The sequence below is a fragment of the Streptomyces sp. NPDC030840 genome (assembly GCF_055572015.1).
The window spans coordinates 124,290-137,837 of record NZ_JBVIEE010000023.1; the positions used below are offsets into that span (position 1 = coordinate 124,290).

At 65.7% G+C, this 13,548-nt stretch carries 13 protein-coding genes and 2 pseudogenes; 10 read left to right on the plus strand and 5 right to left on the minus strand.

Annotated elements, in window-relative coordinates:
* Positions 1-9: 9 nt before the first annotated feature.
* The 5 genes from ACZ49J_RS35980 to ACZ49J_RS36000 all read left to right on the plus strand — a co-directional run bounded on the left by ACZ49J_RS35980 (position 10) and on the right by ACZ49J_RS36000 (position 3,252).
* Entirely contained in the window at positions 10-564 is a 555-nt protein-coding gene (locus ACZ49J_RS35980; protein ID WP_467454899.1) for a hypothetical protein, read from the plus strand.
* A gap of 239 nt (positions 565-803) precedes the next feature.
* The gene (locus ACZ49J_RS35985) at positions 804-2,036 is read left to right on the plus strand and encodes a hypothetical protein (protein WP_468351549.1); all 1,233 of its coding nucleotides are present in this window, start codon (positions 804-806) and stop codon (positions 2,034-2,036) included.
* Positions 2,037-2,070: 34 nt separating this feature from the next.
* Positions 2,071-2,277 carry a hypothetical protein gene (locus tag ACZ49J_RS35990; RefSeq protein WP_467454895.1) on the plus strand — a complete coding sequence of 69 codons (207 nt, stop codon included), beginning with the start codon at positions 2,071-2,073 and terminating at the stop codon, positions 2,275-2,277.
* Between the two features lie 19 nt (positions 2,278-2,296).
* Positions 2,297-2,839 (plus strand): hypothetical protein, encoded by a 543-nt coding sequence (locus ACZ49J_RS35995; RefSeq protein WP_467454894.1) that lies wholly within the window; start codon positions 2,297-2,299, stop codon positions 2,837-2,839.
* Positions 2,836-3,252 (plus strand): hypothetical protein, encoded by a 417-nt coding sequence (locus tag ACZ49J_RS36000; RefSeq protein WP_467454892.1) that lies wholly within the window; start codon positions 2,836-2,838, stop codon positions 3,250-3,252. Before ACZ49J_RS35995 ends, ACZ49J_RS36000 begins: the two co-directional genes overlap by 4 nt.
* A gap of 42 nt (positions 3,253-3,294) precedes the next feature.
* Here the strand turns inward: ACZ49J_RS36000 and ACZ49J_RS36005 are convergent, their stop codons facing one another.
* Both ACZ49J_RS36005 and ACZ49J_RS36010 read right to left on the minus strand, forming a co-directional pair.
* Positions 3,295-3,450 (minus strand): DUF2283 domain-containing protein, encoded by a 156-nt coding sequence (locus tag ACZ49J_RS36005; RefSeq protein WP_467454890.1) that lies wholly within the window; start codon positions 3,448-3,450, stop codon positions 3,295-3,297.
* A gap of 92 nt (positions 3,451-3,542) precedes the next feature.
* Positions 3,543-4,307, minus strand: coding sequence for a transposase family protein (locus tag ACZ49J_RS36010; protein ID WP_467454889.1), 765 nt, complete (start codon positions 4,305-4,307; stop codon positions 3,543-3,545).
* 120 nt (positions 4,308-4,427) lie between these two features.
* Here ACZ49J_RS36010 and ACZ49J_RS36015 point away from each other — a divergent pair.
* The 3 genes and pseudogenes from ACZ49J_RS36015 to ACZ49J_RS36025 all read left to right on the plus strand — a co-directional run.
* Positions 4,428-4,682: pseudogene (locus tag ACZ49J_RS36015) on the plus strand (transposase); the annotation flags it as partial.
* Between the two features lie 401 nt (positions 4,683-5,083).
* Complete coding sequence (locus tag ACZ49J_RS36020; protein WP_467454888.1) at positions 5,084-8,314, plus strand: non-ribosomal peptide synthetase; 3,231 nt, start codon at positions 5,084-5,086, stop codon at positions 8,312-8,314.
* Between the two features lie 53 nt (positions 8,315-8,367).
* The gene (locus ACZ49J_RS36025; protein ID WP_468351578.1) at positions 8,368-9,081 is read left to right on the plus strand and encodes a thioesterase II family protein; all 714 of its coding nucleotides are present in this window, start codon (positions 8,368-8,370) and stop codon (positions 9,079-9,081) included.
* 68 nt (positions 9,082-9,149) lie between these two features.
* On the opposite strand, the gene ACZ49J_RS36030 is transcribed toward ACZ49J_RS36025, so the two are convergent.
* The 3 genes and pseudogenes from ACZ49J_RS36030 to ACZ49J_RS36040 all read right to left on the minus strand — a co-directional run.
* On the minus strand, positions 9,150-9,860 hold the full coding sequence (locus ACZ49J_RS36030) for a class I SAM-dependent methyltransferase (protein WP_467454884.1): 711 nt from the start codon (positions 9,858-9,860) through the stop codon (positions 9,150-9,152).
* A 26-nt stretch (positions 9,861-9,886) separates the two neighbouring features.
* Positions 9,887-10,186: a hypothetical protein gene (locus tag ACZ49J_RS36035; RefSeq protein WP_467455065.1), complete on the minus strand. Its 300-nt coding sequence runs from the start codon at positions 10,184-10,186 to the stop codon at positions 9,887-9,889.
* A 41-nt stretch (positions 10,187-10,227) separates the two neighbouring features.
* Positions 10,228-10,839 (minus strand): annotated as a pseudogene (locus tag ACZ49J_RS36040) (MupA/Atu3671 family FMN-dependent luciferase-like monooxygenase); the annotation flags it as partial.
* Between the two features lie 565 nt (positions 10,840-11,404).
* On the opposite strand from ACZ49J_RS36040, the gene ACZ49J_RS36045 reads away from it, so the two are divergent.
* Together ACZ49J_RS36045 and ACZ49J_RS36050 are read left to right on the plus strand one after the other, a co-directional pair.
* The gene (locus tag ACZ49J_RS36045; protein ID WP_467454882.1) at positions 11,405-12,760 is read left to right on the plus strand and encodes a class I adenylate-forming enzyme family protein; all 1,356 of its coding nucleotides are present in this window, start codon (positions 11,405-11,407) and stop codon (positions 12,758-12,760) included.
* An 8-nt stretch (positions 12,761-12,768) separates the two neighbouring features.
* Positions 12,769-13,503 (plus strand): SDR family NAD(P)-dependent oxidoreductase, encoded by a 735-nt coding sequence (locus ACZ49J_RS36050; RefSeq protein WP_467454881.1) that lies wholly within the window; start codon positions 12,769-12,771, stop codon positions 13,501-13,503.
* The last annotated feature ends 45 nt before the right edge of the window (positions 13,504-13,548 follow it).

Here is a 13,548-nt window from a genome sequence, read left to right on the forward strand (position 1 = left end):
CCTGGAGGCATGGCGTCAGCGGGCGGGAAGCATGGCTTCGAGTCGCTGAAGGAAGTGAGCCTGCTGGGCGCGCTGGACTTCTTGAGGGCATCGGAAGTGCTGTCGCAGCCGTTCCGGCTGGACTTCGAGCATGCGGGCGGGCATGCCTGGCACATCCCGGACTTCCTGGCCGTGATCGGCGGTGGGATGTGGTTGCTGGACGTCCGCCCGATGGAGCTGATCAAGGAAGAGGACGCGCTGAAGTTCGCGGCGGCCAGGGAAGTGGCGGCTGCCTGCGGCTGGCGGTACTCGGTGGTCGCGGGCCGGCGACCGCATGTCTGGAGCGTCCTTGACCACCTGTCCTCGCGCCGGCGGCCGGCGAGGGACCTTCTCGGCATGCGCGAGCAGCTGCTCACCGCTATCAGCGGGCAGCAGGGGCAGGCGATGACGTTCTCCGACCTGGCGGAGGCGACCAGCGTGCCTTCCGTTGGCCGGGCGAACATCGTCCGGCTGCTCTGGCACCGCGAGCTCGGCGTTGACCTGGGCAGTCCCTTGCGCCACAGCTCACTGATCTGGGCGGTGTGATGGCAGCGAGGGGGTTCTTGCAGATCGCGCCGGGTAGGCGGGTCGCACTCAACGGCGTCGAGTGGACGGTTGACGACGTCCACGGCCAACTCGGCCGACTCGTCCTCGTGGGTGACGACGGCCGCGCGGAGACCCGCTCGTTCCGTTGGCTCATCAACCATGCTGACCTGCGGCTTCTTCCGGCAGTCGAGTCAGGGCGCCCACCGCCGGTCGCCCGGCAGCCGAGGACACTGGCCGACTTGACCAAGGACCAGTTGGAGCGGGCCCGGCTGCGGGCGGCGCACGTGCTGGAGGCCGAGACGGGGTTCCGGGAGGGCCACCCGGCTCGGGCCCCGCCGGGTGAGCCCCGGCCGGCCTACGACCCGGACCGCACGACGTTGACTCAGCGTCGGTACGCGAAGGCTGCGGAGATGGAGGCGATGCCCCGTCCGGAGGCGGTCCGGTGCGGTCTGCAGCACCTCAGCTACCGGACGCTGGTACGTCTGTCGGGACTGGTGGGCGACAGTCTCCTGCTGGCCTGCGCGGACGGGCGCTGGACGCGGCGACGCAGCGGGCACCGCACCATCACGAAGGAGGTCCGGGAGGCGATCTTCGCAGTAAAGGCCGAGTGCGGCCCACGCGCCCGCCTGAGCCAGGGTGCCAAGCACCGGTTGATGCACCAGTACATGCTTGAGCGGTTCCCGACGTTTCCCACTGAGAAGATCCCTTCCCGCTGGACGCTCGCGGCCGTCTGGAAGGAGTGGTTCGGGCCCGGCGGAGCCCGGCCGCGTTACGGGCGGACGGCGGAGGCGGCCGCGGAGGCCGGGGTCTCCGGCCGGATGGTGGTCCACCGGCCGGGCCAGGTTCTGGTGCTGGACTCGACCCCGATGCCGGTGAAGCTGCGCGAGACCGTGTTCGGCGACGCGATCACCGCGACGCTGACCCTCGCACTCGATCTCTACACGCACGGGCTGCCGGCCTTCCGGCTTACGCTCCAGTCCGACACCTCGGTCGACATCGCGATGCTGCTGCGGGACGTGATGCTGCCGCTTCCGATGCGGGACGGCTGGGGCGAGGACATGGAATGGCCCTACGCAGGGGTGCCGGCCGAGGTGATCGCCGAGTTCACCGGGCACCGGGTCGCCGCTCTGCCGTTCTTCGCCCCGGAGACGGTCACCACCGACCACGGGGGCCCCTACAAGAATCACGACCTGGTGGAAGCCGAAACGGAGATCGGCTGCCGGATCCCGCCTGCTCGCGTCCTGCGGCAGACCGACAAGTTCGCGGTCGAGCGCCAGTTCCTCACCATCCAGACCATGCTCTTCGAGCACCTGCTGGGATTCACCGGCGGTGACGTCGCGGACCGCGGGGCCGACCCGGAACGCGATGCGAGCCTCACGCTCGCGCAAGCCGAGCACATCATCGCGACCTGGATCGTCCAGATCTGGCAGAACCGTAAACTAGGCGAACGCCCCGAGTTGGGCGCCGGGTGAAGACCACAGCCCCAACACCCTGTTCGCTGCCGCGATGGAACAGGGCGGCTTCGACCTGGACTTCCCCGAACCGAGCTTCTACTACAAGGTCCTGCGCAAACACCACGTGAAGATCCATCCTCGTCGCGGGGTGAAGATTCTCGGGCTCTGGTATCACCACCCGGTCTTCGACGAGCCGCGCTTCCAGCAGCCCTCCGCCCGGGGCGGCAAACACGCGGGCAAGTGGGTTTGTCCGCAGTGACCGGAGGGACCGCCGACAGGTGTTCTTCCAGGACCCTGCCGACCACGAGACCTGGCACATTCTGCGCTGGAGAAGGCTGCCGCCCGAAAGTGAGATCCCTGCGTTCTCGGACAAGACTGCCGACGCCCTGCTGACACGCGTGAGGGCGAACAAGATCAGGATCCATTCCGAGAGCGAGCTCCTGGAACATCTGCTCGGGATCCTCGGCTCGGTCACCCCAGTCGACCAATGGCCCAGCCAGGCCAAGAGGAAGGCCGGAAAGAAGCAGCGCGTCGCCCAAGCCCGCGAGATCACCCGCGCACAGGCTGCGGCCGCTGACCGCCCCGCCATCGCGGATGAGCCAGCTCCGGCTGAGATGCCCGCGGCCTGGGCCGAGCACGCCCGCACGATCGACCACGCGGTCGACGCCGACCGCCGTCGACGACGCGAAGAAGCCCTCGCCGACGTCAAGCCCGTGGCCCCGGCAACGCTGCACGAGGCCCTGAACCGGCGTCCCATGTTCCGGCTTCCGCCCCCCGACGACTTGGAAGCCGATACACCTGTCCAGGAGGACGACACGTGACCCGAGCCCTCTCTCACGATGATCCGCTGGACGGTCTGCCTTCACGAGCCAGGATCGCCGAGCTGATCCTGGGCAGCCGCCCGCCCCTCGACACCTACGCCGGCTGGCAGCACTACCGCACCCACTACGACCTACTCGTCCCCGCTCCGACGATCTCCCCGCAGCAGTGGTCGATGCTCCCTGAGAGCCGCCAGTACGACTACGACCTCTACCGGGAGCTGACGAACGCGAACCTCCCGCTGCAGGACACCCCCATGCACGACAAGGTCGGCAAGCTGATCCGGCGCCGGTTGAGCGGCAACACGAGGAAGAGGAACGACCCGACCCACGCCGGCGTCATGATCAGCGGCTGGGGCAACTACGGCAAGACCGCGTCTGTCTGCTCAGCCGGGGCCGTCTTCGAAAAGCAGTGAGCCTTTTCCAACCTGTTCGCCGCGAGCGTGGTGCTCGGCTGGTCATGCACCTTCGGTGTCAAGTCGCTCCGCGGACTGGAGCAGGTACTCGGGCAGTTTCGAACTGGCCGCCAACACCTCGATGCCGATGAGGCGGCCCTGCTCGTCGAAGTCGAGGTTGATCATGCCGTCGACGTCCACTGGATCGCAGGGATACATGCGCGCGCTCTGACATCTGTCACGGTGAGTGGTCTCCCTTGCTGTCGCTGATGGTGGCGCTGTCTTTGTCCATGCCTCCGGCCGCAGCGATCTCAGGCTGCCGTGGCGCGGTGCAGGGCCAGGACGGCCTTGACGATGTCGGTGATGCGGGTGGTGCTGCAACGGGGTTTGTGCAGGAGCCGCCAACTCTTCAGGGTGGCATTCGCCTGCTCTCCGACGGCTCGGATCCTGGCGTGGGAGGAGTTCACCGCTCGCTTCCCGGCTGGGAGCGTGCTCCAGCGGCCCCGGTAAGGCACGCGGATCGTCCCCTGCGCTCCCTGATATCCCTTGTCGGCCCACGTCCGGATGCCGGCTTGGGTGAGCGCTTCGATGATGCCGTGGGTGCGTGCGGCCTTGATGTCGTGGACGGCACCTGGCAGGGCAGGTGAGGCCCAGAGCAGGCGTCCGAACCCGTCGGCTATGACCTGGACGTTCATGCCGTGGCGCTTGTGCTTGCCGGAGTAGTAGGGGCGGTCGGCGGCAACGCGGTCGATGTGCAGCAGGGTGCCGTCCAGGATCACGAATGCCTTGTTGGCGGTGACGGTGATGACCTGCTGGAGAGTAGGGGCGAGGGCGGCCAGGACCTCAACCGCCTCGACGATGTACCGGTAGACGGTGGCCAGCCCGATACCGAAGCTGGCCGCGAGCTGGGCGTACGTGTGCCCACAGCGCAGATGGGCCAGCGCGAGCAGAGCCTGTCGGTCCGCGGTCAGGCGGCGCCAGCGCGTGCCGCGCTCACGCCGCCGGGCTCTCTCCAGGTCGGCCAGGTAGCGCAGGTTCGAGGTGGACAGATCAATCCCCGATGGGTAGACAAGCACGTGAAGCTCCGGGCGGACAGGTTGATCTTGGTCGACAACCCATCTACCAGGAGCTTCACCTTTTCCTCAAGGCCGCTCTCAGCCAACCGACGTGCTGCGTAACCAGGTTGGAAAAGCCTCAAGGACTGGCTGCGGATCTTCCAGATGCCGTCCTACGCACCCGAGTTGAACCCGGCAGAAGGCATCTGGTCCCTGCTCAAACGGCACCTGGCCGACTTCGCCGCCGCCGATCTCGCCCACCTCACCCGTGTGATCAAGCGGAAGCTCAAGAAGATCCAATACCGTCCCCACCTGATCGACGGCTGCCTGCCACCCACCGGCCTGATCATGGACTACGACGCAATCAGACCACCGGACTCCACGAGTTCAACCTGAGTACCTGCTCCAATCCGCGGAGCGACTTGACACCGAAGGTGCATGACCAGCCGAGCACCACGCTCGCGGCGAACAGGTTGGAAAAGGCTCACGGACTCCACGCTCCGAGGGGAGGGACAGGGGTGGGGGCGCAGAGGTCGCAGCTCAGGTGCGTTGTCCACCAGCATGACCACGTCATGTCTAGCTGGCGAGACAGGAGCCGGCCCTGTCCCGCGGTGGAATAGATAACTCTCCTTTGATGTCTGCGGCCAAATGGCTAGGCTTTCCCGGGTCGGGATGGGATGTCGCCTGGTGGGTGCGGTTGATGGGGCCGCACAGGGTATGCACGTGCAAGCAGGAGAGCAAGTCCCTGTTTCCCCTTGAAGCTACGATCGATTGGTTGGCGGACTTCTATGTCTCAGATGCATCACGCGAAGGGGCAGGACGACCATCATTCGCGTGTGGTTCGCGCCTCATCCGCACAGCGGAGAATGTATTTCTCCTCAATTGTGCGGCCAGCCAGTTCGGCTGATACCTGGGGAACCGCCCTCACAGTCGACGGGGATCTCGACATAAGCAGGCTTGAGCGCGCCCTACAAGTGCTGCGCGGCAGACACGAAACACTGCGCACCACATTCCTGGAACGCGACGGTGAAGTTCTCCAGGTGGTGCACGATGCGAACGGGGACGTTACCCAGTCTTCGTTGCTCGACATCGTAGAGGCCGAGGGGGACTCGCCCAGCAAGCGCTGCGACTGGGCGGAGGATGAGGCCGGAAGGCTGCTTGACATTTCCTTCGATATTTCATCAGGGCCACTCTGGAAAGCAAGCGCGATACGGGTGTCATCCCGACTACATCTGATAATCTTCGTGTTTCATCACATCATTATCGACGAGATTTCCGCACAGGTATTCGCCGAAGAACTACGCCTCGCTTACGCTGACGCAAACGCGCTTGCCGTCGCGCCGCTGGCCGTTCAGTACGCGGATTTCTCCCTGGCGGAGAATGCCTCCGGGGTGGATCCTGCCGGCCTGGACTACTGGCGTGGCCAACTGGAGGGTATCCAGTCGCCCCAGCTGCCCGAGGACAGCAGGGAAGACTCGGGCGTGATCGTCGGGTCCCGGATCCCGGTCACTGTTCCAGAGAATATGGTAGCGGAATTCGAAGAATTCTGCAAGGATCGCTCGATCACTCCGTTCGTGGGCATGCTCGCAGCGTATTTCATTCTGTTGCACCGCTGGGCGGGATCGAGCGATATAGCAGTTGGCACGCCGGTACTCAGCCGACCGGACTCGGACTTCTTCAGAACGATCGGATTCTTCGCCAATACAGTGGTGCTGCGCTGCCCGATAGCACCGACACTGACCTTCGATCAGTTTCTCGACCACGTGAGTGAAACGGTTCTGGACGCGCTCGACTACCAAGACGTGCCGTTCGAAGCAGTCGTAGAGGAAATTGCCCCCCACCGGGACGCCGATCGCAATCCCCTCTTCCAGGCCGCTATCGGCTATGGCACTCTAGACCCGAGCGATACCTGGGCACTTGACGGCCTCCAGGTGACGCCCATGCCAGACCCCATGGAGTTGTCGCGCATCGAGTTCGACCTGCGTCTGGACATACAACGGCTGGCACACGAAACCTCACTCACTATCGAATACAATCGTCAGCGGTTTTCCGAGGCGGCCATGCAGAGGTTTGCCGATACCTACGGAAAGCTGCTGCAGTCACTCAGTCGGGCACCCGATGTCCCGCTCGGGAACATCCCGCTCCTCGACCAAGTCGCCCTGGACGAAACGCTGGTGCTCGGCGCGAGTGGTGATACGCAGGACGTCCGTGCCCCCGCGGAATGCACATCCGCATGGGACCTCTTCGAATTGACGGCCGCGACTGTTCCTGAACGGGAAGCAGTCGTTGCGGCTGGGGAGCGGCTCACCTTCGCCGAACTGGCCGGTCGGGCCCGGACGATGGCCACGGCATTGCGCGCACGCGGCGTACGGTCCGGCATCATGGTGGGGATCTGCCTGGCCAGGCGCAGCGATCTGATCGTCGCGATGCTCGCCACCTGGGGTGCGGGCGGTGCCTTTCTCCTGCTGGATCCGCAGCAGGACGGGGCCCGCCGCCAGCTCCTTGAGGAGGCCGGCATCGCCCTGGTCGTCTCGGACGAACGCTTCGCCGAGGTGGAGACGGTCTCAGCGGCCGCGCTCCTGGCGGACTCGGCGACGGCGGTTGGGGGCGATTCCACGCACGGGGTCGATGCCGCTCGTCGCCCGGCAACTGCTCCGGCCTGCATGCCTTTCACAGGAGGTTCCACGGGACAGCCTAAGGGCGTGGTCATCGATCAGGCGAGCCTCGTCGCTCTCGCCACCACCCAACTGGCGCCTATGTACGCACGGCTGCCCGAAGGGCGCCAAGTGAATGTCGGCGCGCTGAGTTCCGTGACGTTCGACGTGTTCATCAACCAGTGCCTCGGCATGATCGCCTTCGGGCACCGGCTGCTGTTGATCGACGAAGAGGAGAGGACGGATCCGGTCCGGCTCCTTGCCCGAGGGGCGGATCCTGAATCATCGATTGACGTGTTCAACTGCAACAGCAGCCAGATGGAGAGCTTGGTCGACGCTGGTCTCCTGACCCTTCCGTACCCGCCGAAGATGGTCATCATCGGTGGCGAGAGCGTGTCGCACCGGCTGTGGCGGCGTCTGCACGACCAGCCTGGACTCCTCTCGTTCAACACGTACGGCCTGACCGAGTGCACTGCCGATTCGGCCAGGGCAGAGATCGGCGAACACGCACACCAGGTGGCCGGGCGCGCGGTGGGCGCGGCTCAGATCTACATCGTCAACGACGAACTGCAGTTGCTGCCGCCCACGTTCGTCGGCGAAATCTGCATCGGTGGGCTCGGTGTGGCCCAGGGCTACGCTGGAGAGCCCGCGTACACCAGTGAACGGTTCATAGCCGACCCGTTCAGCCGTGTCCCCGGACAGCGAATGTACCTCACCGGCGACAAGGGCCGGCTGCGTCCTGATGGGCAGTTGGAGTTCTGGGGCCGTCTCGCCGACCAGGTGACGGTCCGAGGTTTGCGCGTCGAGCCGAGTGAGCTGGAGGCTCTGCTCGACAGCCATCCCGCCATCGCCCGCGCCGCCGTCATCGCGACCGACCCAGGCACGGACATGGCTCAACTGGTGGCGTATGTCGTGCCGGGCGACGGAGGCCGGGACTGGCTGACGTACTCCGCCGTACGGGAGTTCCTTCGTGGCAAGCTCCCCTCCGCACTGTTGCCCGACCGGGTAGAGGTCCTTGAAGAGTTCCCGGTCGCCTTCAACGGCAAGCTGGATCGCAGGGCACTGTCGGGCATCGAGTCGTCGGGCACCCTGCTGGAGGCCGGCCAGGGCACGACATTGCTCGACATCTTCCGGGAACAGCGTCTGTGCGAGATCGTGGCTGAGGTGGTCGAAGCACCGCAGGCCGGCCCTGACGACAACTTCTGGGTACTCGGCGGAAATTCGCTGCTCGCCATGCAGGTCATCGGTCGAGTGCGCACCGCCTTGGGCTGCGAGCTGAGCGTCCGAGCGATTTTTGAAGCCGATTCGCTCGGGGAGATGGCGGTTCAGCTGGTTGCCGTCGACGACAGCACAGAGAAAGGTGACGGCCGATGACCGCCACCGTGGAGAACTTGCTGCGCTGCCGTTCCCCTCATCCGGACCCTGACATGCGGCTGTTCTGTCTTCCGTGGGCCGGGGCCGGGGCGCTCGGATATAGCTCCTGGAAGTTGCCCACTGACATGGCTGCCGAAGTGTGGGCCGTCCAGCTCCCCGGACGCGAGGACCGGGCCGGGGAGTCTCCGCTGCCGTCCATCACCTCGATGGTCGACGCCCTGCGGGGTGTTGTGGAACCGCTGCTGGACCGACCGTTCGCGTTCTTCGGCCACAGCATGGGGGCTCTGCTGGCCTTCGAACTGGCCCGCGCGCTTCGAGACACGGGCGGACCGGCCCCTGCCCAGCTGTTCCTTTCCGGGATGCGTTCACCCGACCTCACACCCTGGCGCCCGGCCGCGAGCGTTCTGGGCGACGAGGCCCTGCTGCACCGGCTGAACGAGATCGCCGGTCCCTCGGTCTCAGCTGTGCGCGACCGCGATGTGCTGCTGTGGCTGGCTCCCGCGATGCGTGCCGACTTCGCGGCGTGCGAGAACTACCAGTACCGCGACGAACTGCCGTTGGACATACCGACCTGCCTGCTCGCCGCCGTCGACGACGCCGAGGTCCGGGTGGACGAGGTGTCCGCATGGCGGCGGCACTGCGGTGCCGCCGGCCCTGTACGCGTCTTCGAGGGAGGCCATCTCTACCTGCTCGACCAGCGGGCGGATGTGCTCTCCCTCATCGCCGAAGTACTCCAGGACTCCTCGGCTTCCCGGCCGACAACCTGAAGGCCCGAACGCCACCGTCGCACCTGTCCGAGCCGCCACCGAAGCCGTCGTTGCGGGCGTACCCAGGATCAGCCGCCGGTGCCCCCACCAGCTTGGGCTACGAAAAGTCGCGCGTCGAAGTAGTGGTCATTCGGTGATGGCACCTCGGGTCCGTAGGGCACCCACGCCTCTCGGCCTTCGACGGTGGGAACAAGCGCCCGCCCGACCAGACAGACAATGGCCGCTCGTGGGACACGGCTGATGGAGCGCTCGATGTTTTCCAGGACCCGCTCCGCCACAGCTGGACTGAAGGGCTCGTAGAAGTAGAAAACTCCCACACCGTCCGGGATCTCGAACTCAGCGGCGTCCTGGTGACATACCTCGATGGCACTGCACTTCTTGGACTTGGAGTCGTACCGCTGCACATTTTGCGCGGCAATCTCGCAGAGATGCCCGGAGTACTCGACTCCGATGATCCTCTTGAATGGAAACTCCGAAGCGACCAGCAGTGCGCGACCTTTTCCGGAGCCGAAATCGATGAACGTCGCCTCCTCGTACTTGACTGGAAGGCGCGATATCACCTCCCTTATGGTCCCGGCAGGTGACGGGGAGTACCGGTAGTTGTGAAGCAGGTCGGCCTCGTCGGCCTCGTCGATGTCCCAGGTCTCGGAGGGAGCGCTCGTTTCGACTCCGAATGCGGTGTCGAATTTTTCGGCCTGATCGACCTCGGCAACCTTGGCGTCGAAGGTTTCCTTTTCGTCCAGATAATCGAGGAAGTTCTGCCGCTTGTCGTAGGTCACTATACCCTCCTGAAAAGTCCAGATATTCACGTACTGCTGCTGCCGACGACATCGCGCAGGCGCTGGAGGTGCGTCAAGCCCGACATCACCTCGTCCGTCGAAAGCCCGAAGTCAACGAGACAGGCGATCTCGTCCACGCCGATCTCCGCGAGTCGCGCGACGACTTCCTTTGTTTTTTCGGCCGCGCCGAGAAGGCCGATGTTGTCGAAGTAGTGCTCGAACGATCGCTCGACCAGAAAATCGACCTCGTCCTCTTCGAGGTCTTCGGGATCCTCCGAGCTGGAGCCGGGGTCCGAGGCCAGGATGAGATTGAGCGCGCTGCGCATGTAGGCCGACAGTCGGAGATTTTCTCCGCCAACAGCTCGGGGCTTTGGCCGAGCAGGTGGGTCAGCAGCCCAGCGCCTATACGGCCCGCGCTCCGGAAGGTCTCGACGTCGCCGACGCTGGTGATCCAGACAGGCAATTCCTCCTGCACCGGCGGGGGAAAGGACCGCACCTTCACCGAGTTTCCCGTCCCGTCAGGGAGATCGACAGTCTCGCCACGCCACAGGGCCCGTACTTGCTCGACCCGCTCGTACATCTCGGTCCGGCGGTCAGCGTAGGCCGACGGGTTCAGCACAAAATCAGTGGCGTGCCACCCTGAGGCAAAGGAGACACCGACGCGGCCGTGCGAGATGTTGTCCACCACCGACCATTCCTCGGCGACCCGCAAGGGGTGATGGAGGGGTGCGACAACGCTACCTGCCCGAATTTGGATGCGTCTGGTGATCGCCGCAATCGCCGCATTGGTCACCGAGGGATTCGGATAAGTGCCTCCATAGTGATGGAAATGACGTTCCGGCGTCCATACTGCTTGGAAGCCGTGCTCGTCCGCGAAACGAGCGCCGTCGATCAGTAGCTGGTACCGATCGCTTTCGGCGTTTCCACTGTCATTGGCGAAGTAGAAAAGGCTGAAATCCATCACACTCACCCCCCTCATCGGAAAGCATGGAACCGGAGTCAGAATGTGCCGACATCATTCACACGCATAGGCGCCATACTATGCAGCGACATCGAAGGCAAGTCCACCGTTGACTTAATCGGTGGCACGACCACGTGCCACCGCTTGTCTCGCCGGCGGGACAGGCTCGGCACACGACTCCACGGCAGGCTCGCGGCGCATATCGGTCGGCAATGACTGGGCGGAGGTGAAGATCGCCGTATCGCCGGACCGAACGAAACGCAGGTAGTCTCCGTGATCAGTCCGCACGTAGACAGTAGATATGCGATATATCCGATCGGTCGGAGGGCTTCTTCGCGTTGGCTCCAGCTTCTTCGAGTTCGCCGGGAATTGCCCGCTGGCTATGGGGGTCGTCGGTCGAGTGCACGCTGTCCTGGGGCACGGTTTCTCTGGCCCGCCCGCGGTACTGAGCCGAGCCGCGATGTGACCGACCGGCCGCGGTGTCACCGGTCTGCCGTGACGCGGAGGTCGCCCGAACGCCCGGCCCACCACACGATTGTGCTCCGGAGTTGGAAGCAAGCACATGACGATTAGGGGAGGCGCGATGGATTGGCTGTTGTCGCAACTTCGGGGTCGAGCCGACGCCGAGGCCATGGTCGGGCACGGCGGCAGGGTCACATACGCCGACCTCGCGGAGCGGGCCACCGGCTGGCTGGCCGAGCTGGACCGGCTCGAAGTAGCGACCGGCGAGATCGTGGCGGTGGTCGGGAACACCGCACCGAACACGGTCGCGCTCTTCACGGCGCTCGCCGTCCGAGGCGCTGTCGTGGTGCCCTTCGCTCCCGCCGATCCGCCGAGGGACCAGCGGGAGCGCCGGATTGCGACGGCACACGCGACCCGTGTCGTCGAGTTCAGCAGTCCTGACGAGTGGACGGTCCAGACCATCGCGGCACCGCACGCGCCACAGCCACGCCTTCTGACCGAGCTCGCCACCCGCGGGGAGGCCGGGCTGCTGCTGTTCTCCTCGGGCTCGACGGGCGAGAGCAAGGCCGCGCTGCTCTCGCTCCCCCGGCTGCTCGGCGGCTTCCGTGCGTCGTCGCGCCCCCGGCGAACGCTGCAGTTCATGGCGCTCGACCACATCGGTGGAGTCAACACGCTGTTCCGTACGCTCATCAGCGGCGGCACGGTGATCACCGAGCCGCAACGCACCCCCAAGCACGCGTGCGAGGCCATCGAGCGTCACCGCGTCCAGGTGCTGCCGACCACGCCGACCTTCCTCAACATGCTGCTGGTCTCCGGCGCATACCGGGACTACGACCTGTCCTCACTCGAACTGATCACCTACGGCACGGAGCCCATGCGCGAGGTCACCCTCGCGCACGCGGCCACCGAGTTTCCCCGTGTGCGGTTCAAGCAGACCTACGGCCTCACCGAGACCGGCATCCTGCCCACGCGATCGATCTCGTCGGACTCGTTGCGGATGGACGTCGGAGGGCGGGGATTCGGGACGGAGGTGCGCGACGGGGTGCTCTGGATCAAGTCGCCGAACGCCATGCTCGGGTACCTCAACGCGCCCAGCCCGTTCGACGAGGACGGCTGGCTCAACACCGGAGACGCGGTCGAGGTGGCCGAGGACGGCACCCTCCGCGTACTCGGGCGGCTCTCGGCGCTGATCAACGTAGGCGGAGAGAAGGTGTCACCGGCCGAGGTCGAGAACGTGCTGCTCCGGGCCGGCAACGTCTGCGACGTCGTCGTGACCGGACGCCCGAACGCCGTCACCGGTCACATCGTCACTGCCACGGTCGAGCTGGTCGAGCCGGAGGAGCAGCGGGCACTGAACAGGCGGCTGCGCCAGTTCTGTACGGACCACCTACCGCCCCACAAGGTTCCGGCCGTCGTCACCGTCTCGGACGTGCCGTTGCACGGCGAGCGATTCAAGCGCATGGGGGGTGCGATGTGAACGGCACCGTGGATCAGCGTCCGGTGGCGGTGGTCAGCGGAGGCAGCCGAGGTCTGGGACTGGCGCTGGTGACCGACTTCCTGGAGCGCGGTTACCGAGTGGAGACCTTCAGCCGGTCCGAGTCCGCCGACCTTATCGCGCTGCGCAAGTCGACCGCTCCGGACACCCTGTTCTGGTCCTCGATCGACGGAACGAACGCCGAAGCCGTCGAGGAGTTCGCCCGAGCGGCCGTGCGTCGCCATCGCCGTATCGACGCGCTCGTGAACAACGCGGCGATCGGGCTGGAGGGCCTGCTGACGCTGACCGCCCCGACGGCCATCGACACCGCGCTGCGGACCAACGTGACACTGCCGGTTCTGCTCACCCGGGCCTGTCTGAAGCCCATGCTGGCCCGTCGGGCGGGTGTGGTGATCAACCTGTCCTCCATCAACGCGCTGCGCGGGCAGACCGGCGTCGCCGTGTACGGCGCGGCGAAAGCGGCGCTCGACGGGCTGACGCGAGGTCTCGCCCGTGAGGTCGGCCCTGCCGGGGTCCGCGTGGTCAGCGTCGCTCCCGGCTACTTCGACAGCCAGATGACCGCGGGTATCGACGAGGCCCAGCGCCGCCGCATCGTGCGCCGGACGCCGTTGGGCCGGCTCGGCTCGATAGAGGACGTACTCGGCGTCATCCGGTTCCTCACCTCGCCCGCGGCGAGCTTCATCACCGGCCAGACCATCACCGTCGACGGTGGCTACACCTGCTGAACCCCTACCGCGGGGCCGGGTGCATATGAACGGAGTGTGATTCCA